General features: G+C 54.6%; 19 protein-coding genes and 1 riboswitch. Of the genes, 15 read left to right on the top strand and 4 right to left on the bottom strand.

Going from position 1 to position 18,893, the window contains the following annotated elements; all coding sequences use genetic code 11:
* Positions 1-180: 180 nt before the first annotated feature.
* The 4 genes from FD30_RS00600 (at position 181) to cytX (ending at position 4,998) form a co-directional block, all read left to right on the top strand.
* The gene (locus FD30_RS00600) at positions 181-2,073 is read left to right on the top strand and encodes a glycoside hydrolase family 2 TIM barrel-domain containing protein (RefSeq protein WP_056943482.1); all 1,893 of its coding nucleotides are present in this window, start codon (positions 181-183) and stop codon (positions 2,071-2,073) included.
* Positions 2,054-3,028, top strand: coding sequence for a beta-galactosidase small subunit (locus FD30_RS00595; RefSeq protein ID WP_056943481.1), 975 nt, complete (start codon positions 2,054-2,056; stop codon positions 3,026-3,028). Before FD30_RS00600 ends, FD30_RS00595 begins: the two co-directional genes overlap by 20 nt.
* A 270-nt stretch (positions 3,029-3,298) precedes the next feature.
* Positions 3,299-3,604 carry a MerR family transcriptional regulator gene (locus FD30_RS00590; protein ID WP_056943480.1) on the top strand — a complete coding sequence of 102 codons (306 nt, stop codon included), beginning with the start codon at positions 3,299-3,301 and terminating at the stop codon, positions 3,602-3,604.
* Between the two features lie 47 nt (positions 3,605-3,651).
* Positions 3,652-3,754, top strand: a riboswitch (TPP riboswitch).
* A gap of 59 nt (positions 3,755-3,813) precedes the next feature.
* Positions 3,814-4,998, top strand: coding sequence for a putative hydroxymethylpyrimidine transporter CytX (gene cytX, locus FD30_RS00585; protein WP_056943479.1), 1,185 nt, complete (start codon positions 3,814-3,816; stop codon positions 4,996-4,998).
* A 71-nt stretch (positions 4,999-5,069) separates the two neighbouring features.
* On the opposite strand, the gene FD30_RS00580 is transcribed toward cytX, so the two are convergent.
* Positions 5,070-5,642: a cadmium resistance transporter gene (locus FD30_RS00580; RefSeq protein WP_056943478.1), complete on the bottom strand. Its 573-nt coding sequence runs from the start codon at positions 5,640-5,642 to the stop codon at positions 5,070-5,072.
* A gap of 223 nt (positions 5,643-5,865) precedes the next feature.
* On the opposite strand from FD30_RS00580, the gene FD30_RS00575 reads away from it, so the two are divergent.
* Genes FD30_RS00575 through FD30_RS00565 form a run of 3 tightly spaced genes read left to right on the top strand, consistent with a single transcriptional unit; the run spans position 5,866 to position 8,131 of the window.
* Positions 5,866-6,375 (top strand): TetR/AcrR family transcriptional regulator, encoded by a 510-nt coding sequence (locus FD30_RS00575; RefSeq protein WP_056943477.1) that lies wholly within the window; start codon positions 5,866-5,868, stop codon positions 6,373-6,375.
* 18 nt (positions 6,376-6,393) lie between these two features.
* Positions 6,394-7,452 carry an ABC transporter permease gene (locus tag FD30_RS00570; RefSeq protein ID WP_056943476.1) on the top strand — a complete coding sequence of 353 codons (1,059 nt, stop codon included), beginning with the start codon at positions 6,394-6,396 and terminating at the stop codon, positions 7,450-7,452.
* A 4-nt stretch (positions 7,453-7,456) separates the two neighbouring features.
* A complete protein-coding gene (locus FD30_RS00565; RefSeq protein WP_056943475.1) occupies positions 7,457-8,131 on the top strand; it encodes an ABC transporter ATP-binding protein in 675 nt (224 codons plus the stop codon).
* 128 nt (positions 8,132-8,259) lie between these two features.
* Here FD30_RS00565 and FD30_RS00560 read toward each other — a convergent pair whose 3' ends face one another.
* A complete protein-coding gene (locus FD30_RS00560) occupies positions 8,260-9,453 on the bottom strand; it encodes a multidrug effflux MFS transporter (RefSeq protein ID WP_225426476.1) in 1,194 nt (397 codons plus the stop codon).
* 342 nt (positions 9,454-9,795) lie between these two features.
* Between FD30_RS00560 and lepB the strand changes: the two genes are divergently transcribed.
* The 7 genes from lepB (at position 9,796) to FD30_RS00525 (ending at position 16,131) form a co-directional block, all read left to right on the top strand.
* On the top strand, positions 9,796-10,380 hold the full coding sequence (lepB, locus tag FD30_RS00555; RefSeq protein ID WP_056943474.1) for a signal peptidase I: 585 nt from the start codon (positions 9,796-9,798) through the stop codon (positions 10,378-10,380).
* A gap of 120 nt (positions 10,381-10,500) precedes the next feature.
* The gene (locus tag FD30_RS00550) at positions 10,501-10,956 is read left to right on the top strand and encodes a MarR family winged helix-turn-helix transcriptional regulator (RefSeq protein ID WP_024748028.1); all 456 of its coding nucleotides are present in this window, start codon (positions 10,501-10,503) and stop codon (positions 10,954-10,956) included.
* Between the two features lie 94 nt (positions 10,957-11,050).
* Complete coding sequence (locus tag FD30_RS00545; protein ID WP_056943473.1) at positions 11,051-11,794, top strand: ABC transporter ATP-binding protein; 744 nt, start codon at positions 11,051-11,053, stop codon at positions 11,792-11,794.
* Positions 11,772-12,935: an ABC transporter permease gene (locus tag FD30_RS00540; RefSeq protein ID WP_056943472.1), complete on the top strand. Its 1,164-nt coding sequence runs from the start codon at positions 11,772-11,774 to the stop codon at positions 12,933-12,935. The genes FD30_RS00545 and FD30_RS00540 overlap by 23 nt, the downstream gene beginning before the upstream one ends.
* Before the next feature lies 1 nt (position 12,936).
* Positions 12,937-13,587 carry a TetR/AcrR family transcriptional regulator gene (locus tag FD30_RS00535; protein WP_056943471.1) on the top strand — a complete coding sequence of 217 codons (651 nt, stop codon included), beginning with the start codon at positions 12,937-12,939 and terminating at the stop codon, positions 13,585-13,587.
* 155 nt (positions 13,588-13,742) lie between these two features.
* Complete coding sequence (locus FD30_RS00530) at positions 13,743-15,074, top strand: C1 family peptidase (RefSeq protein ID WP_056943470.1); 1,332 nt, start codon at positions 13,743-13,745, stop codon at positions 15,072-15,074.
* A gap of 226 nt (positions 15,075-15,300) precedes the next feature.
* Positions 15,301-16,131 (top strand): AAC(3) family N-acetyltransferase, encoded by an 831-nt coding sequence (locus tag FD30_RS00525; protein WP_056943469.1) that lies wholly within the window; start codon positions 15,301-15,303, stop codon positions 16,129-16,131.
* An 891-nt stretch (positions 16,132-17,022) separates the two neighbouring features.
* On the opposite strand, the gene FD30_RS00520 is transcribed toward FD30_RS00525, so the two are convergent.
* On the bottom strand, positions 17,023-17,562 hold the full coding sequence (locus tag FD30_RS00520) for a hypothetical protein (RefSeq protein WP_056943468.1): 540 nt from the start codon (positions 17,560-17,562) through the stop codon (positions 17,023-17,025).
* Between the two features lie 229 nt (positions 17,563-17,791).
* On the opposite strand from FD30_RS00520, the gene FD30_RS00515 reads away from it, so the two are divergent.
* On the top strand, positions 17,792-18,610 hold the full coding sequence (locus tag FD30_RS00515) for a DNA/RNA non-specific endonuclease (protein ID WP_056943467.1): 819 nt from the start codon (positions 17,792-17,794) through the stop codon (positions 18,608-18,610).
* Between the two features lie 71 nt (positions 18,611-18,681).
* Here FD30_RS00515 and FD30_RS11480 read toward each other — a convergent pair whose 3' ends face one another.
* Complete coding sequence (locus tag FD30_RS11480; RefSeq protein WP_156652545.1) at positions 18,682-18,837, bottom strand: hypothetical protein; 156 nt, start codon at positions 18,835-18,837, stop codon at positions 18,682-18,684.
* Positions 18,838-18,893: the final 56 nt, after the last annotated feature.

Genomic DNA, 18,893 nt, shown 5'->3' with positions numbered 1-18,893 from the left:
TTTTTGAAAAACATGAAAACTGACGACTTTTTTGAAAGGTATGAATAATTCAGGTTACTATGAATAAATTTTTGCCTAAATTTCAGTAAAACTCGTAACTAAGGCCACAGGTGTAGTACAATGACCCTAAGCAATAATGTAAGCGTTTTAAACTCAGAATCCGAAAGGGAGGTTTTGGTGTTGCAAGCAGAATTGAAGTGGCTGGACGATCCGGAGACGTTCCGGGTCAACCAATTACCAGCGCATAGTGATCACCATTACTACGCAACGGTGACCGACGCGGACCAGGGGACCAACCAGCTGGAGCAGTCGCTGGATGGGACTTGGCAGTTCGCCTTTGCGCCCAATCCGCAGGAACGCCCACAAGGCTTTTATCGGCCGGACTTTGACCGGCACAACTTCGACACGATTCAGGTACCGGGCCATATCGAATTGGCCGGGTATGGTCAGATTCAATACATTAACACGGCTTATCCGTGGGAAGGCAGTCATTATCGACGGCCGGCCTACACGTTAGGTGACCGGACCGGGAAACCGGGGATGTTCAGTGAGGCCCCCGATAACACGGTCGGCGCTTACGCCAAGCACTTTACCCTGAATCCGGGGCTGCAAGGCCAGCGGGTCATCGTGCAGTTCGATGGGGTCGAAGAGGCCCTCTACCTGTGGTTGAACGGGCATTTTGTAGGGTACGCCGAGGATAGCTTTACCCGTTCCGAATTTGACCTGACCCCCTACCTGCAACCGGGCGATAACTTGATTACGGTGGAGGTCTTCAAACGGTGCACGGCATCGTTCTTAGAGGACCAAGACATGTTCCGGTTCTCGGGAATCTTCCGCAGCGTGCGCCTGTTGGCCCAGCCGAAGTTACACGTCAATGACCTGACCATCCGCGCCAACGTTCAAGATGACCTGAAGACGGGGGATCTAAACGTCACGGCGCAGTTAGCGGCCGATACGTTTGACGGCGCCCAAGTTCACCTGACCTTACGCGATGCTCAGGGTGCGCGGTTATTGGAGCGGACAAGTTCGGCGGATGACACGGTCAGCTTTACCCATTTGACCGTGCCAACCGTCCACCTCTGGCAACACCACGACCCGTACCTCTACCAGCTGACACTGGAATTACTGGATGCGCAGGGCAACGTCATCGAAGTCGTTCCTTACGTAGTCGGCTTCCGGCGCCTCGAGCTAAAGGACAAGGTCATGTTGTTGAACGGTAAGCGTCTGATCTTAAACGGCGTTAACCGGCACGAATGGGATGCGCGGACGGGCCGCAACGTTTCACTAGCGGACATGCACCGCGACCTCAGTATTTTTAAGCAGGCCCACATCAACGCGGTTCGGACCTGCCATTACTCGGATCAAGATGTGTGGTACGACCTCTGTGACCAGGCGGGAATCTATATGATGGCCGAAAACAACTTGGAATCACACGGAACTTGGCAGAAGCTCGGTGCCGTTGAACCCTCGTATAACGTACCGGGTTCCTTACCAGAATGGCGTGCCGTGGTTCTGGACCGGGCCCGCAGTAACTACCAGACGTTCAAGAATCACCCGGCCATCCTGTTCTGGTCTCTGGGAAACGAATCTTACGCGGGGGACAATATCGCCGCGATGAACCAGTTCTACAAGGACCACGACGATACGCGGTTGACCCACTATGAAGGCGTCTGCCGTAACCGGGACTACACCGACCGCATTTCCGACATGGAAAGTATGATGTACGATCCTCCTAAAGCCATTCGCGACTACCTGCAACACGATCCGCAAAAGCCGTTCATCAACTGCGAATACATGCACGATATGGGAAACTCCTTGGGTGGCATGCAAAGTTACATGGACTTGCTGGATGAGTTCCCGATGTACCAGGGTGGTTTCATCTGGGACTACATCGACCAGGCCCTGTTGGTCAAAGATGAGGTCACGGGCCGCGATGTTCTGCGGTATGGCGGAGACTTTGACGACCGACCAGCCGACTACGAATTCTCCGGTGACGGTCTGTTGTTTGCGGACCGGACTCCGAAACCAGCACTTCAGGAGGTGAGCCACTATTATGGCAACTACGACGACTAAGTTACACGTCATTTACGGCGACACGACCCTGGGACTAGTGGGCGAGCACTTCCACTACATTTTTAGCTATGACCAAGGTGGCCTGGAATCCTTGCAACAGTACGGTAAAGAGTGGTTGTACCGGACTCCTAAACCGGCGTTTTGGCGCGCTACCACGGATAACGACCGGGGGAACCACTTCTCGGCGCATGCCGCGATGTGGCTGGGGGCGGATCTCTTCAGTCCCTGCACCGATATCGAAGTGGCGGTCAATGGGCAGGTCATCACACTCCCCGTTGCGCCCGAAAACAACCGTTATAGCGACCACGAAACGGCGGATACGGTCAGCCTGACCTTCACTTACACCACCACGACGGTTCCAGCGACTACGGTCGAAGTGGTCTACACGGTGGATGCAACGGGTCAACTTACGATTCAGGAAAACTACACGGGCCAACCGGGCTTGCCCGAGTTACCGGCGTTAGGGCTCCAACTGATTGCGCCCACCATGGCCATCGGCTTCAGTTACCAGGGCTTGTCCGGAGAGACCTACCCCGATCGGATGGCTGGGGGCATTCCGGGTACTTACAAGGTTGACGGCTTGCCCGTGACGCCGTACCTGGTGCCGCAAGAAAACGGGATGCACATGCAGACGCAACGGGTGACGGTCACCCGGCAGACCACGTTGAACAACGCCGACCCGGACCAGCAGGCCTTTTCGTTGACGGTTCAACAAGCCGATGAGCCGTTTGCGTTCAGCTGCCTGCCGTATACGGCGGCGGAACTGGAAAATGCAACGCACCAGGAAGAATTACCGCCTGCTCGCCGGACGGTCCTGACCATCTATGGCGCCGTGCGAGGCGTCGGTGGGATTGATAGTTGGGGCGCGGATGTTGAGCCGGAATACCATATTTCGGCCGAGACGGGTCACAGCTTTAGCTTTAAGATTGCGGGTCCTGATGAACTTAATCATTAATCACAAGAGAGTCGGTTTGATGCCGGCTCTTTTTTGAGCTTAATTATCAAAAAAGTAATAAAAAGAGTGCGCTAACCCCCGGAATGTAAAGGTTCTGCATGACTTGTGTAAAGAGGGTTGTGCTGGGTTGCAAGAGCAGGTATCTTAGAAATATGGTCTTGTGAAAATCACAAATCTCAATTAATTACTAAAATCAATTATTAAAATTTATTATTAATAATTAAGAACAAACGCGTACCTAACAGGATGTGGTTCGGGGGGGCTTTTAGCATGACAGACTACACGGTTCAGCAGGCAGCAGAATTAGTGGGACTCACACCGGCGGCGGTGCAGGTCTACCAGCAACAGGGATTGATTACGACCACGGCCCAGGGCACCTTAGACGCCAGTGCGTTGCAGTGGCTCAGTCGGATCAAGCGGTTGCGGCTCAGTGGGATGGCGCTCTCCCAGATTGCGGCGTACGTCGCACAGAATCGGGTGGATGGTCAGCCACTAGCTACCGACCAGCCGCAAGGGCAGTATACCCGTTTCTTGGCCGAATCCACGCCGCCCCTCACTTGGGATTACTCGGATTGACTTGAGTTCTAGCAGTGATAACGGTACCATGAAAGTAAATCTAAATACGAAAACACTAGGGGTGCCCCAATTGGGCTGAGATGAACGACCGTTCGATCCCTTTGAACCTGTTAAGTTAGGACTTGCGAAGGAAAGTGTTCGATTAAAACGACTTTCGCGCGGACTCGACCCAGCGGGAGTCGTTTTTGTAAATCAAAGGAGTTTTTTGGATGAAGACACAGTTACATGGCCTCTTTTTACTTTGGCTTGGCGCGGCAATCTCGATTGCGGAGATCGTGACCGGTACCCTGATGGCCCCATTAGGATGGCAACGGGGATTAGCGGCGATTCTGGTGGGGCACTTGATCGGTTGTGGCCTCTTTCTGTTGCCGGCGGCTTACTTATCCGCTCAGCAACACCAGTCGGCGATTGGGGTGACCCAGACGGTCTTTGGTCCCTGGGGCGTCCGGCTCTTTTCCCTCTTGAACGCGCTGCAATTATTAGGTTGGACCGCCGTGATGATCGTCAACGCCCAGCTTGCGATGAACGGTATTTCTCAGCACCTGCTGGGGTTCCACTCGGCTGTCTTAATGGCCAGCATCGTGGCGGCCTTGATCATCGTTTGGCTCCTCCTAGACCACGACTGGCTGTTTCGGGTGAATAACCTAGTCGTGATTCTTCTGGCCGTGGGGATGCTGGTTATGATGGGCGCCATCTTGGCGACCGGGCACGTCCATCCCAGTCACGGTGCGGCGTTAAGCTTTGGAAGTGCCGTTGAATTGAACGTGACCATGGCCCTGTCCTGGTTACCCTTGATTGGGGACTACACCCGCAAGACCACGCAACCCTGGCGGGCCAGCCTGGTCAGCGTGAGCGGGTATTTCCTGGGGAGCGTCGCGATGTTTGCGATTGGCCTGTTCACCGTGATCTTAACGGGTCAAGCAGATTTCACGGCCGTCTTAGCCCAGTCGAAGATCGGAATTTTGGCTCTGTTGGTGATCGTGTTCTCGACCGTGACCACCACCTTCATGGACGCTTTTTCGGCGGCCACCAACTTGAACAACTTGGTGCACCGGGGCCACGTGAACCTGTGGGGTGTCGGCGTCACAGTGGTGGGGCTGGCTATCGCGTTAGGGGTCTCGATGACCTTCTACCAGAACTTCTTGTACGCGATTGGCGCGGTCTTCTCCCCGTTATTCGCCATTTTGGCGGTCAGCGTTTTCGGTCTCAAGCAACGATTAGCCGTGGGCTGGAACTTCGCATGGTGGCTCATCGGGGTCATCGGGTATTCCTGGTTACAGAAGCTGGATTTCTTCGGTGGGACCACGTTATTGCTCCTGCTGGGGTTATCGTTAGGCGTCTACCTGACGAGCCGGGTCACCCGGCGGTATCCATTGATGACTAAGCAAGACTAACGTAAGATAAACGCCCGGATTCGGTCAGTGTGTGCTGACGAATCCGGGCGTTTTTTGTTTCACATGAAACATTAAGGGGCGTAGGCGCGAAACAGCAGTGAGCACCCGATGAACAGGTACAAGACTGCTGTGACATAGTGGCCGTTGCGCTGTAACCAGTGACGGTAGGGCAACTGGGCCAGACACTTGGCCGCCCAATAGAAGACCGTCAGCATGGCAAACAGGGTGATGATCAAGACCACAATCTGCCAGGATAGAGCCTGGGTCAGTAAGGGGACGTAGACGCTGATGTTGTCGGCGCCGGTCGAAATGATCAACGTCGCGATGGTCCAGGAGAGGCGGTGCCGAGACTTAGTCAGTTGAGAGGAATCCTGAGCTTGGGGTGCGGTGAACGCCGTTTTTAGCCCGATGAGAATCGGAAAGATGCCCAGGACACCCATAATCGTGGTTTGGGGCAGACTGCGTAACGGATACGCACAAAGGCCGCTGATCAGAAGCAGTACCGTGGTTCCCAGACAATCACCCAGGTAGATGGCGCGGTTGGCTGAGTTGCCATGAATCCCGAATAGAATGGTCAGTAAAATCAAACAATCAATACTGGTCGATGCGTAAGCCACGATACCCGTTGCGATAGTGGTCAACATGGTGGTTCCTCCCCGAAGACGTTAGTGAATCAAGCGTACCATACGGCCGAACTAGTGGCGCGTCCCGGCCACAATCACACAAGAAATTTACGATTTTAGACAATAATTTAACAATCTCCGGTACCGAAACGCCTAAAGTTGACACGGTGTCACCAACGTGCTATTCTCAATTCATCAACTAAAAGTGACACGGTGTCACTAATTATTTTCAGGAGGCGTTTCAATGCCAACCGCAACCTTTGACCATTTAACTGCACCCAAACGCGACCGCATCACGGCGGCGTTACTCACAGAATTTTCAGCCCACTCACTAGCCACGGCGCAAGTCGCCCGCATCGTCAAGCAGGCCGACATCGCTCGCGGGGCCTTTTATAAGTACTTCGCCGACTTGACCGACGCGTATCAGTACCTGTACGGCTTGGCCCTCGACCAGATTCATCAGGCCGTGCCGACCTCGGTAAGCGACCTGGACGTAGCGGCCACTTACGCGGCGGTCCGCGACTTCGTGGACCAGGCGACTGCCAGCCCCTATTACGCGTTAATCCAACGCCATTTTCAAACCAACGAGGGCCTGTTGCCCGTGGCGCCCGCCATTCCGGCGACCATGACGGCTCCCGTCTGGGCGGCCATGGTCCTGAGCCACGCCACGATTAAAGAGATTATGTTACGTCCGGATAGTCGAACGGCCAGTCTAGCGCGGTTCCAGACCGCATTACGGGCGTTAGCGGACTAGACCTAAGGAGGGAAACAGATGTTTTTAGCTTTAAAAGAAATTCGTCACGAGAAGCTCCGGTATGGCTTGATTATCGGAATGATTCTCCTGATCAGTTACTTAGTCTATGTCTTAAGCGGCCTGGCTTACGGGCTAGCGCAGCAAAACACGCAGGCCATCGATTCTTGGCAAGCGCAGAGCGTGGCCTTGGATAAGGACGCCAACGTCAGCCTGTCCCAGTCGCTGATTACTGCCGATACTGCGGATAAAATGACCCTGAAGCGTTCGCAAGCGTATCTGGGACAAGCGGGAGTCGTGGCTAAAGCCAGCCAACGCCCCAACCTGTCCGCCCAATTTTTAGGCCTACAACCCCAGCAGTTTATCTCCCGCAACCTGACATTGACGGCGGGGCATAAAGCCCGTAACGATCGTCAAATCGTCGCGGACACCGCCTTTCAGCAGCAGGGCTACAAGCTGGGTGACCGCGTGACCCTAAATTCCGTGGATGGCAAGTACACCATCGTGGGCTTCACCAAAAACGCTAAGTTGAGCGTGGCCCCGGTAGTCTACGGGACGTTGGGCGCATGGCGGACCTTGCGTGGGGTCACTCCCGCCTTTAAGGCCAGTGCCGTAGTTTCTCAGCGGGCCCACCAGGCAGTGCCGAGTCCGTTGAAGACCTACAGTACCCAGACCTTCATCAACAAGTTACCGGGCTATTCTGCCCAGAACACCACGTTTACCTTCATGATCGGTTTCTTGATGATCATCGCGGTAGTGGTGATCGCCGTCTTCTTGTATATCCTGACCATGCAGAAGCTGCCCAACTACGCCGTCTTGCGTGCCCAGGGGATTCCGTCGAAGTTTTTGGTCAGCACGACACTGAGCCAGGCCTTCATCTTGGTCGTTGGCGGCTTAGTTCTGGGCGCTCTGTTGACGGTGGCCACCATGCGGATCTTGCCGCTAGGGGTACCGATTAGCTTTAACCTGCCACTCTTGGCGGGGGTCACTGGCGGCATCCTCTTGACCGGGATCTTGGGTGCGTTGATTCCAGTGAAACTGATTTTGAAAGTCGATCCCGTGACCGTGATTGGAGGATAAGCAGATGCCCGCATTAGCGTTACAACACGTCAATAAATTTTTTGGTCAGGGAACGAGTCGTGTTCAAGTCCTAAACGACGTCAACTTCGCGACCCAACCCGGTGAACTTAGCCTAGTCTTAGGCCCGTCCGGCTCCGGGAAGAGTACCTTTTTGACCATCGCCGGCGGCATTCAAACGCCGACAGATGGCCGGGTGACCGTTGACGGGCAGGCCCTGGCAAGCATGGCGGCCAAGGACCGCGATAAACTGCGGTTACACCAGATTGGCTTCATTCTGCAAGCCCACAACCTGGTGCCGTACCTGACCGTCCGGGACCAGTTCGCCTTAGTCGACCGGGTCAAGCCGCAGGGCAACCTGAGTCCAGTGGCCCTACACCAGCTCTTGGACGAACTGGGGATTGCGCCAATCGTCGACCAGTACCCGGGCAACCTGTCCGGGGGACAAAGTCAGCGGGTCGCGATTGCCCGGGCCCTGTATCAGGATCCCGCGATTATCTTGGCGGACGAGCCTACGGCGGCACTGGATAGCGATCGAGTCAAGGTCGTGGGACGCATCCTTCAACAGCTGGCCCAGGACCACCATAAGGCCGTTGTGGTGGTCACCCATGACCTTCGCCTCCGCGAGTTCGCCGACCACGTCTACCAACTGATGGATGGCCAGCTGACCCTGGAGGCTTGAGACGCTTGCTTCCTGGTAACGATGTACTAAGTAAAGACAACGCAAAAGGCGCGCGCTTCGGGTCAGTCGAAGCACGCGCCTTTTAGGCGTTTACAAGTTAAATTAGGGTTGTCTGTAGCGGAAGCTGATTAATGGTCGAGGTGGTGACCCTGGAACCGAATCAGCCCGTAGGCCCCAGCGCTGCAGGCGAAGAGCATGGTCGCCATGGCGGCGTAGGAACTACCGGACATCCCGGCTAGGGGCGACGCGATTCCACCGCAGGCATTTTGGGACAAGCCGATGACGGCCGAGGCCCCGCCAGCATTGGTGGTGGCGCGGTCCATGATCACGGTAACGGTCAGCGTCAAGAGCGCCCCAATCAAGATGACTAATAAGAGGACCAGGCCAATCACCAGCCAGAGGTTGGCGGGGAAGAGGAGCGATACCAAGAGCACGGCACTCACGGCCATGGCCGCTAGCAGGAGCCCGGTCAATTGTTGCCGGTTCGAGAAGCGCTTGGCTAGTTGCCCCGGCAGGTTGCTCCCAACCACGATGCCCAGTCCGTTGAAAGCGTACAGGAGGCTAAAGGTTTGCGGAGGCATACCGAACCCGGTCTGGAAGACGAAGGTCGACGCCGAGATGTAGCTGAAGAGGGCCCCGTAGACCAGCCCCGTTGCCAGAATCAGCGGCCAGAAGGCGGGTTGGACCACCAGTCCGCCCATGGCCAGGAAGGCACTCTTGTAGCCGCCAGCCTGACGCTGGTTGACCGGCAGGGTCTCGTGCAATCCCCAGACCACGGCTAAGGCGATGGCCAGACCGATGAAAGCCAGTAAGACGAAGATGGCCTCCCAATCGACGTAGTGGATCATGAAGCCCCCGATAATGGGCGCGATGATCGGGAAGACCCCGTTGACCGTGTTCAGCATGGCATAAAAGCGGGTCAGCTTTTTCCCAGAGAACAGGTCACGGGCCACTGCCCGCGCCAGGACTTGGCCGGTCGCGCCGGCGATGCCTTGAATAAAGCGCAGTCCGATCAGTAGCCAGATCGAGTGAATAAAGGCGATGGCTAAGGAGACCAGGCCGAAAATTAAAAAGCCGATGATCAACGGCTTTTTACGCCCGTACTGGTCGGAGAAGGGGCCGGCAATCAGTTGGCCTAGAGCTAATCCGACCAGACAGCTGGTGATACTCAGTTGCATTAACGAGGCGTTGGTCATGAACTGCGTCCGCATCTGGGGAAGCGCCGGGAGATACAGGTCAATGGCTAGGGGTCCGGTGGCACTCACGGTTCCCAAGAGCAGCGTGAGCCAGATCTGCCGGCGACGAGAAAGTAATGGTTCCAAAGTAGTCAGCCCTTTCATAATAATCTTAATATCGAAATGGCCGTAAAGCACTGGACCGCTACTCTGCTTAGCAGAATGGCGGTCCAGTGGGTGTCACGGTCGCAGTAATCTCTGTCCTTCATTATTGCTGGAATCTGACAAATTTGCAAGGGGCCTCCGGCGGGTTATGCCAATATTTGTCACAAATAAATTAATTTTAGGTCAATTCGTAGGGTTTTAGGACGGTAAATGGTAAGATTAATAACAGTTCTAGACCTGAGTGTCGTCCCCCAGGGGACCGACTGCGGGAAAGCTTCCCGTTAAGTAAATCATTAAATCGTTGTTTTATAAGGAGTGCCATCGATGCAAAAAACAAAAGAAATCATGAGTTGGGTTGTCCCCGTATTGATTGGGTTAGCCATCGCCTTTGCGATTAAGGCGTTCGTCTTCACCCGAGTGCGGGTCGATGGGCCATCCATGGAGCCGAACCTGGATAACGCGGAAAAAGTTGTGGCGTTAAAGCCCGCTAAGATCAAGCATCTGAGCGTCATCGTCTTTGACGCGTACGGTGAGGATCCGTCCGCCAAGACCCATACGAACTACGTTAAGCGGGTCATCGGCTTGCCCGGCGATAAGGTTGCCAGCAAGAACGGTTACCTCTATGTGAATAATAAGAAGATCAAGCAAAGCTTCATCAGCGAGAGCGAACGAACTTCCGGCACCGGGAACTGGACCTTAGCTAGCTTAGGAAAGCAGAATGGCTGGGGTAAGCACGTCACGGTCGTCCCTAAGGGCAAGTACTTCGTTCTCGGGGATCACCGGAGTGTGTCCAACGACAGCCGTTACTGGGGCTTTGTCGATAAAGATAAGGTCGTAGGGGTGGTCAAGGTGCCATTCTGGACCTCGACCAAGACCAAGCGAGCCAATATTAATTCCGTGGCCTATTAAGGGCTTCCAAGCGTTTCAGTCTAAGGCTGGAGCGCTTTTTACTTGGAAACGAATCAGTTGACTTTTCAATCTATTTAGTATATGCTTGCGCACGTAATTTGATGAGAGGGGGCTTGGTTCATGGGCACAGCTGCGAACGATTCAGATATTCTCAAATGGCTGTCGATTGCGAACCGGTACACGCGGATCGCGTTAGACCGCCGTCTCCAACCCTACCGGTTGAATGCTAGCATGTATTACTATATCTTGCGGTTGCATGAACAGCCGCGAATGACCCAGGATAAGTTAATCAGCTTGACCTATCTGAATCCCAGCAACGTGACCCGAGCCGTGAACCAATTAGTGAACCTCGGCTACGTGCGTAAGCGCCAGTCGAAGAACGATCGGCGGGTCTATGAGCTGTCCCTGACCAAGAAGGGGGAGCGCATCTACCCGGAAATCGTGAAGCTCCGGCAAGCCGTGGCGGATGCCTTATTGGTCGACGTTCCAGTCGCCGACCATGACGCGTTAGTCGCCCAGATTCAACAGCTTGCCTTGCGCGCCGTCGCGAATGAGACCCCCAGTTCAGCAGAATAGAAGTGAAAAAGCGGGTTGACGAAGTGGTCAACCCGCTTTAAGATGGCCTTATAAGTGAGTGAGCACTCACATACTAAGCAAAGGACGTGATTCGATGGCAACACTGATGATCGATGTCCGGGATGTGGCCAAGCGCTTTGGGACCAACGTGGTCTTGAAGCGAGTGAGCCTGCAATTACCGGCCGGCAAGATCTTAGGGCTGATTGGTCCTTCGGGGGCGGGGAAGACCACCCTAGTCAAGGCTGTGTTGGGGATGGAAAGCGTCGATGCCGGGACCACTCAGGTACTGGGCACGACCATGCCTAACCGGGCTATCATGCAACGCATCGGGTACATGGCACAAAGTGACGCCCTGTATACGCGGTTAACGGCTCGCGAGAACCTACGCTTCTTTGGCGAGTTGCTGGGTTTGCGTGGCCAGCATTTAACGGCCGCCATCGCGCACGCCGCTCAGGTGGTCAATCTCACAGCAGACCTGGATCGCCGGATCACCGCGTATTCCGGGGGGATGAAGCGCCGGTTGTCGTTAGCCATTGCGCTACTGCATGACCCGGACCTCCTGATTCTCGACGAACCCACGGTAGGCATCGACCCGGAACTGCGGCAGCAGATCTGGGCGGAGTTGGACCAGCTGCGAGACCAGGGCAAGGCCATCCTGGTCACCACCCACGTGATGGGGGAGGCCGAACGGTGTGACGACTTAATGCTGATTCGGGGCGGCGTTGCGCTGGCCCAGGGAACGCCGGCGACGCTCAAGCACGACCATGGCGTGTCGACGATCGAACAAGTCTTTTTGAAAGCGGGGCGGATGCAAGATGCGGATCATCGCGATCGTTAAACGGGTTTTACGGGAAATGGTGCGGGACAAGCGGACTTTAGCGCTGATGTTCTTGGCACCCCTGTTGATCCTGACGTTGATGTACTTTTTGTTCCAAAATAACGCGACCAACGTGGCGACCATCGGGGTCAGTCGGGTTGATTCTCAGCTGGTGACGGCGTTGAAGAACTCGCATACCCAGATCAAGTCGTACGACGCGCAGGCCACGGCGCGGACCCAGATTCGGCGGGACAACTTGGCAGCCTTCATTCACCAGCAAGACGGCCGGTTGACGGTCATCTACCAGAACAGTCAGCCCAGTGATACGGCACTGGTTCGCCAGGCCTTGCAGGGCGCCCGGACTAAGCTCAAGGTTCAGGCGCTCGTGGCGGCTACCAAGACCCAGCGGCAGGCGCTACAGCGACAGACTAAGGTCCTAAAGACGCTGTTGCAACAGCGCCCTCAGGCCGGGCAGACCGTCCGCACGCCAGCTAAGTCGGCGGCTGTGACGGCTCCGGATTACACCGTCACCAGTCATTACCTATACGGCAGTGCGGATTCGACGTTTTTTGACACCTTTTTGCCCATTCTGTTAGGCTTCTTCGTGTTCTTCTTCGTCTTTTTGATTTCCGGTATCTCGCTACTGAATGAGCGGACCACCGGCACGTTGACCCGGCTGCTGGCTACGCCGATTCGGCGGGGTGAGATTATCGCGGGCTACCTGGTGGGATACGGACTGTTCGCCATCGTCCAGACGGTGCTCACCGTGGCGTTCGCGTTAACGGTCTTTAAGGTCCACATGCTGGGCAGCGTAGCGGTAATCCTGTTGATCAACTTCTTATTGGCCATGGTGGCGCTGTCGCTAGGTATTTTCATCTCCACGTTTGCCAATTCGGAGTTCCAGATGATGCAGTTTATCCCGCTACTGATCGTGCCGCAGATTTTCTTCTCCGGCCTGATTGCCGTCGATCAGATGCCCACCTGGCTCCAGGGGCTGGCCCACATCTTCCCGCTATATTACGGCGGACAAGCTCTGATGGACGTCGCCACCCGTGGCGTTGGCCTGGGAGCCGTGGCCGGGGACCTCTGGATTCTGGTCCTGTTCGCGGTGGTCTTTACGGTCTTGAACGTCGTGGGGTTGAAACGGTATCGGAGGGTTTAAAATGGACAAACAGACAGCGATTCAGACCGCCTTCGCGCAAGCCATGGCGGCCACGGAAGAGATTCCAGCTAAACAAAAACAGGTGTTGGCGGCCAGCCTCGCGCTCTTTGCGGAGCAGGGCTTTGCCAACACCACGACCAAGGAGATCGCCGAACGGGCAGGTGTTGCGGAAGGCACCGTCTACCGGCGCTACCACACCAAGGAGGCCCTCTTAGCAGCGTTGTTACAACCCGTGGTGCGGCAAGTGGTTCCCACGTTGATGCGGGAGTTCGCGCACCAGGTGATGCAACAGACTTACCCGTCTCGCCGCCAATTCTTGCAGGCGTTATTGACCAACCGGGCCGAATTCTTGCAGGGCAATTGGCGGGAAATCAAGATTCTCTTGAATGAGATGCTGGTCCGCGATGATCTGCGGGCCACGATTATCCAAGAGGCGACGCCGGTGCTTCGGGACAACCTGTACCCGTTGCTCGATCATCTGCGGCAAGCCGGGGAGTTGGTCGCTTGGCCGAATGACTTGGTCAGTCAGTTCTTGATTGGGACCGTGATGACCAACCTACTCCGGGCGAATCTCCAGGGAGATTTACGAACCTTTAGCCGGCGGATTCCCTACCTGGTCGATTTCTTAGACCGGGGCTTGGCGCCTGATTAGGCGACTAACACAAGATGAGTCACTTAACGGACCGACCCAACGGTCCGTTTTTTGTAGCAATAATTGCGCTTTGGCGGCGGAAGGCTTAGAATGGGGATATTATAATTATGAGAGATTGATGAGAGTTCTCATAAAATGAGAAAGAGGGACCATTGATGGATGAAACACAAACCAATTCAGCGTTAAGCGCCGCGGACTTAGCGGACTTACACGCAGACCTGACCCAACAGCCCGCCCATGACGTGATCAGTCGCGCCGTTATCAAGAACGGGGTCTTAGCGGCTTCGGAGGACCCCGCCGCCGCAGTCCGGTTGAACCGGACCTTCTCCGTGGAACTCGACACGGGAGCTGTATCGAACCAGAAGCATTCCGGCCGGTGCTGGCTCTTCGCGACCTTGAACACGTTACGGCACCAGTTCGCCGCGAAGTATCAGGTCAAGGACTTCGAATTGTCCCAGAGTTACCTGTTCTTCTGGGACAAGGTCGAACGGGCCAACATCTTCTACGACCGCATCCTGGCCACGGCCGATAAGCCCGTCGACGACCGTTTAGTCAGTCACTACCTGGAAAGCGCAGCCGGCGATGGCGGTCAGTGGGCCATGGGGGCTGCCCTGGTCCAAAAGTACGGGGTCTTACCCAAGAGTGCCATGCCGGAATCCTTTAACACCAACGACACCACGGGCTTTGCGGCCACGCTGGGCCTGAAACTGCGCAAGGACGCGGTGACCTTACGTCAATTAGTGGCGGACGGTGCCGACGACGCGCAGATTGCGGCGACCCGCAAGCAAGCCTTAAAGGAAGTCTACCGGATGGCGGCCTATTCGTTCGGTGAGCCACCGACCACCTTTGACTTGGAATACAAGGACGACAAGAAGCAGTATCACCATGATGCGGGACTGACGCCTCAGGCCTTCTACCAGAAGTACTTTGACGCGGACCTGGACAACTACGTGGTGCTCGCCAACTCACCGGATAAGGCCTACAATGAGCTGTACGCCTTGCCGAGCCAGGACAACATCGTGGGTGGGAAGCACATCACTATGTTGAACCTGCCGATGGCGGAACTGAAGCGCACGGCCATCGCCCAACTTCAAGCGGGAGAAGCCGTCTGGTTCGGGAACGACGTCTTGCAACAGATGAGTCGCGAACGGGGCTTCTTGGATAGCCAGCTCTACAAAACGGCGGATCTGTTCGGTATCGACCTGAGCCTGACTAAGGGGCAACGGATGGCTTATCACGAAGCCGAAGTCTCCCACGCCATGACCCTGACCGGGGTCGACCTAGTGGACAATCAACCGACCCGGTGGAAGGTAGAAAATAGCTGGGGTGAGAAGAACGGTGCCAAGGGGTACTTTGTGATGACCGACGAATGGATGGAAGATTTCGTCTACGAAGTCGTGGTTCGCAAGGACTTCTTGACGGCCGATCAGCAGGCCTTACTCAAGCGTCAGCCGGTTGACTTGGCGCCTTGGGATTCATTAGCATAATTTAAACGAAATAGTCTAAGATTAGCGCTGTAAAACCAAAATAGTTGCGATTGTCATTCGCCTTACTGGACGGCCAGACAAGGCCGGAACGCCGTGGGCACAACTTGGATTCCAAAGGACAGGTTGGCCTTTTCCTAGGTGAGCTGAAAAATGCGTACCAAGGAAAATTTCACAGCTGAGCCTCGTCTGGCCGTCCTCTCGGCTTTCATTTTAAGGAGGAAATTAGATGTCGAATTGGACGCAACACCCGGTGACCCAGGTGATGGCCCCGGAGCGCCTCAAACAAATTTTGGTCGACCTGGGGGTTCAGCCCACGGATAGTCTGTTGGTGCACACGGCTTTAAGTCACCTGGGGTATTTACCCGGTGGGGAACAGACCCTAGTGGGACTCCTCAAGGACCTGGTGGCCCAGGGTAACATCGTGATGCCCGCCCAAACGGCTGATTGGTCGAATCCCGCCGACTGGGAATATCCCCCAGCGGCTCCGGCGGCAGCGCGAGCGATTCGCGCGGGGATGCCGCCGTTTGATCCCGACCTTACACCGATTCATAACATCGGGAAGACGCCGGAATACTTCCGGACGTTACCAGGGACTCGGCGGAGTCGCCACCCGTTGGTCTCGATGTGCGCGTGGGGCCGCGATAGTGCCCACATTGTGGAGACGCCCACTTATGATTTGCCGTTCGGCGCTCAGGGACCCCTCCAGAAGCTGTACGACTTAGACGCCAAAATCGTGGCGTTGGGCACGGACTACGAAAGCTGTACCGCCCTGCACCTGGCCGAATCAACGATTGACCGGCCAACGCATACGGAGATCGCGCCGGTGCTTCGGGATGGTCAGACCGTCTGGGTCGACTATCAGGACGTGGAACTAGAACCCTATGATGATTTCAATCTGGTGGGGGCGTCCTTTGAAGAAGCCCACCCGGATGCGGTTCGCTGGACGGCGATTGCGACGGGGACGATTGCCGTTTTGCCGATGCGACCGTTGATTGACTTTGCCCGGGACTATTACCGGAAGAAAGACCGGTTAATGGGTAGTCTATCTAGTAACTAAAATTAAGCGCCGACTTTCAGACCAAAAATCGTTTGAAAGTCGGCGCTTTTTTGGGCCGTTACGAGGTGTGGACCCGTGCAACGGAGGCGTAAGCCCAGTCTAGTTCTTTAAAAAGGCGTACAAAAAAACCGTCCTTGGTTAGGGGACGGCGCTACTCGCTTGGTTAGGGCGAGCATTTCATTTTAAGTTGGTGAATAAAATGAAAAAGGTTGGTTAATAGGTTTTTGGTATGCTTGTAGCATAACCGGTAAATGTGAAGAAATTATGAAGAAAATTAATGCTAAAATGATTGAAACCATAAGTAGAAACGAAGAGCCCGAAAAAACGGGATATTCTGGGGGTTGGATTACTTTTTTCTAATTGATAACTGTGAATTATAGGCTAAATTGGCCTTGTTATCAGGAGATAAATTTATTTTATTGATATAAAGTAATCGGTTTGATAATCTATATATTATGTTACATTTTGCTAAATTTTTGCTAAGAAGCCGTAAACGGGAAATAAAAGCAAATTAAGCTTAGCTCTGTAAGGCCAAAACAATTTTACAGCGCTTTTTCGAATGATAGTGGCATATTTGGCGCTGTCGATCGGACATAGACCCTTAGGCTTGGTAAAGCTTTATTAGGACCGGGTTTAAAACAAAATCATTATGATGGTCATCCGCCCTCTCGGTTTATAGTCGTATAACCATAGCGGAACATGATTCGCCATCAGGTCGCAGCATTCGGGCCCAACCGGTAAGGCGGGGGATTACCACAATCTGTCCTTGATTAAGCGTAAGAAAAAGTCTGGGACAAAATGCCCAGACTTTCGCTGTTCTTAACGATATGGTGCTGAAACGTGCGGGCGAAGCTGGCAACTGCCTGTGCGCCCACGCGCCTTCAGCGATACTTAGTTGTTCGTTACTTTCATCAACACGGCCTTGGTGACGTCTTCGTCAACGTTCCGGGAGATGTGGTAACCCGCGACCTTGAGCTTAGTGCTCTTGTTGGTTCCGGTCAGTGTCTTCTTGACCGTGAACTTTTGGGCCATCGGAATATCGGATAATTTTCCTTTGAACTTAATCAAGGTCTGTTTCCCCTTAGTCTTAAAGGTTGCCGTTAACGTGCCGGCCTTGCTTAAGGCGTCGGCCTTCTTAGCGGCGTTGTAAGACTTGTAGAGCTTATCAACGTTGTAGACCGTGACTTTGTTACCGTTGAACCGGTAAGCCTCTAAACCAGAGTTACTTTTGGCGTTAACGTTTCCCGCCACGTACCAGAGTTGCTTGGACTTGGTCAGCGTAGACTTGACGTCGGCCTTCTTAGTGGTCTGGTTCTTGAAGCTAGCTTGTTGGTTACTGCCATTTTGACTACTGTTACTGCAACCGGCTAAACCAATTGCCATCACGGCAACTAGGCTTAAGAGCGCGGTTAAAACACGTGTTTTTTTCAATGTTAGTCACCTCTTCGCAAATCATACCAGTTTTTTCGCAAAGGGACAACGCCGGGGACTTAGTCGGGTAAAGGCGGTATACCGTAAAGACTGGATCAACGCGGGGGTCGTTAAGAAAGGGTTAAGTTCCCTAAATGCGTTCTGGGTGAAAAAGCGCACACTTGTTCGCTGAATTCTGGTAAAATGAAAGCCGAATCAATTTGGCAGAGATGAGAGGGGAGTTTTAGGCGTGAGTAAACGCTATCGACGCCGGTCGCGGCGTAGTCCCATCACCGTGTATGGGGCGGTCATTCTAATCGTTTTAGGGATCATCGGCTTCTTGGGTGGCCAGGGGAATCCAACGGCCCAACGGATCACAGAGCAAGCGTCCAGTGTGGTCAGTCAGGTAACGGGGCACTCGAATGCGACCAGTACCGTCACCCCCAAAGAATCGGTGGCGACCAAGCAGCTGGCGCAACAGAAGTATACGGGGACCCAGATCGTTGCGGTCAACCACAATCAGCCGACCTTTACCAAGCAGGAGCTGTCACTGAGTCGGGGGTCCTGGCAGAAGTACGGCAATCTGGACAGCCTTAACCGGGTCACCACCGCGAACGCGATGCTCAGCAAGCAGTTGATGCCCACCGCTAAGCGGCAACCGTTGAACGTGACGCCTACGGGGTGGCATAATAAGCCGTACACCATCAACGGCAAGCGCGGCTACCTGTATAACCGGAGTCACTTGATCGGGTATCAGATGACCGGCCAGAATAATAATTGGAAGAACCTGATGACCGGGACCCGGTCGTTGAACGATCCAGGGATGACGGCTTACGAGAATCCGGTGGCGAATTACCTGCGCAGTCATCCGCAAGACCACGTCCGTTACCAAGTCCAGCCGGTCTTTCGGGGCAACGAGTTGGTCGCGCGGGGCGTGCACATGCAGGCCCAGTCGATTGAGACCAAGGATATTGCCTACAACGTCTACATCTTCAACATTCAGAGCGGCGTGAAGATCGATTATCAGACGGGATATAGCCAGCGCGGGGACGCGGCAGCCGCCTTTTAACTAAAAAAAGCCCCCTCAAGGGCACTCAAACGGGACGGTCGCGAGTCTAAACGCGGCGGTCCCGTTTGTGGTCAGCGGCGGTTGTTATACCGGTAGAGCAGGTACAGAAGAACGCCGGCGATAAAGATGATTGCGATGCCGGGGTTCTCGCGGAATAGCCAGTGGAAGACCCGAAAAGGACTGGTTCCGTGGAGTCCGGCGATCAGGGTCATGGGTAAACTTAACAAGATCATTTCCCCCTTTAAATTTATCGCCATTGTAAGCCGAAATTTTCTAAAAAGTA

It is taken from the genome of Levilactobacillus namurensis DSM 19117, assembly GCF_001434785.1.
Classification (GTDB): Bacteria; Bacillota; Bacilli; order Lactobacillales; family Lactobacillaceae; genus Levilactobacillus; species Levilactobacillus namurensis.
This window is presented reverse-complemented; position numbering and strand designations above follow the sequence as displayed.

Excerpts from the sequence above, each read along its gene's own strand:
- FD30_RS00595 (WP_056943481.1), top strand. The coding sequence starts at position 2,054 with ATGGCAACTACGACGACTAAGTTACACGTCATTTACGGCGACACGACC.
- FD30_RS00590 (WP_056943480.1), top strand. The coding sequence starts at position 3,299 with ATGACAGACTACACGGTTCAGCAGGCAGCAGAATTAGTGGGACTCACA.
- cytX (WP_056943479.1), top strand. The coding sequence starts at position 3,814 with ATGAAGACACAGTTACATGGCCTCTTTTTACTTTGGCTTGGCGCGGCA.
- FD30_RS00580 (WP_056943478.1), bottom strand. The coding sequence starts at position 5,642 with ATGTTGACCACTATCGCAACGGGTATCGTGGCTTACGCATCGACCAGT.
- FD30_RS00575 (WP_056943477.1), top strand. The coding sequence starts at position 5,866 with ATGCCAACCGCAACCTTTGACCATTTAACTGCACCCAAACGCGACCGC.
- FD30_RS00570 (WP_056943476.1), top strand. The coding sequence starts at position 6,394 with ATGTTTTTAGCTTTAAAAGAAATTCGTCACGAGAAGCTCCGGTATGGC.
- FD30_RS00565 (WP_056943475.1), top strand. The coding sequence starts at position 7,457 with ATGCCCGCATTAGCGTTACAACACGTCAATAAATTTTTTGGTCAGGGA.
- lepB (WP_056943474.1), top strand. The coding sequence starts at position 9,796 with ATGCAAAAAACAAAAGAAATCATGAGTTGGGTTGTCCCCGTATTGATT.
- FD30_RS00550 (WP_024748028.1), top strand. The coding sequence starts at position 10,501 with ATGGGCACAGCTGCGAACGATTCAGATATTCTCAAATGGCTGTCGATT.
- FD30_RS00545 (WP_056943473.1), top strand. The coding sequence starts at position 11,051 with ATGGCAACACTGATGATCGATGTCCGGGATGTGGCCAAGCGCTTTGGG.
- FD30_RS00540 (WP_056943472.1), top strand. The coding sequence starts at position 11,772 with ATGCGGATCATCGCGATCGTTAAACGGGTTTTACGGGAAATGGTGCGG.
- FD30_RS00535 (WP_056943471.1), top strand. The coding sequence starts at position 12,937 with ATGGACAAACAGACAGCGATTCAGACCGCCTTCGCGCAAGCCATGGCG.
- FD30_RS00530 (WP_056943470.1), top strand. The coding sequence starts at position 13,743 with ATGGATGAAACACAAACCAATTCAGCGTTAAGCGCCGCGGACTTAGCG.
- FD30_RS00525 (WP_056943469.1), top strand. The coding sequence starts at position 15,301 with ATGTCGAATTGGACGCAACACCCGGTGACCCAGGTGATGGCCCCGGAG.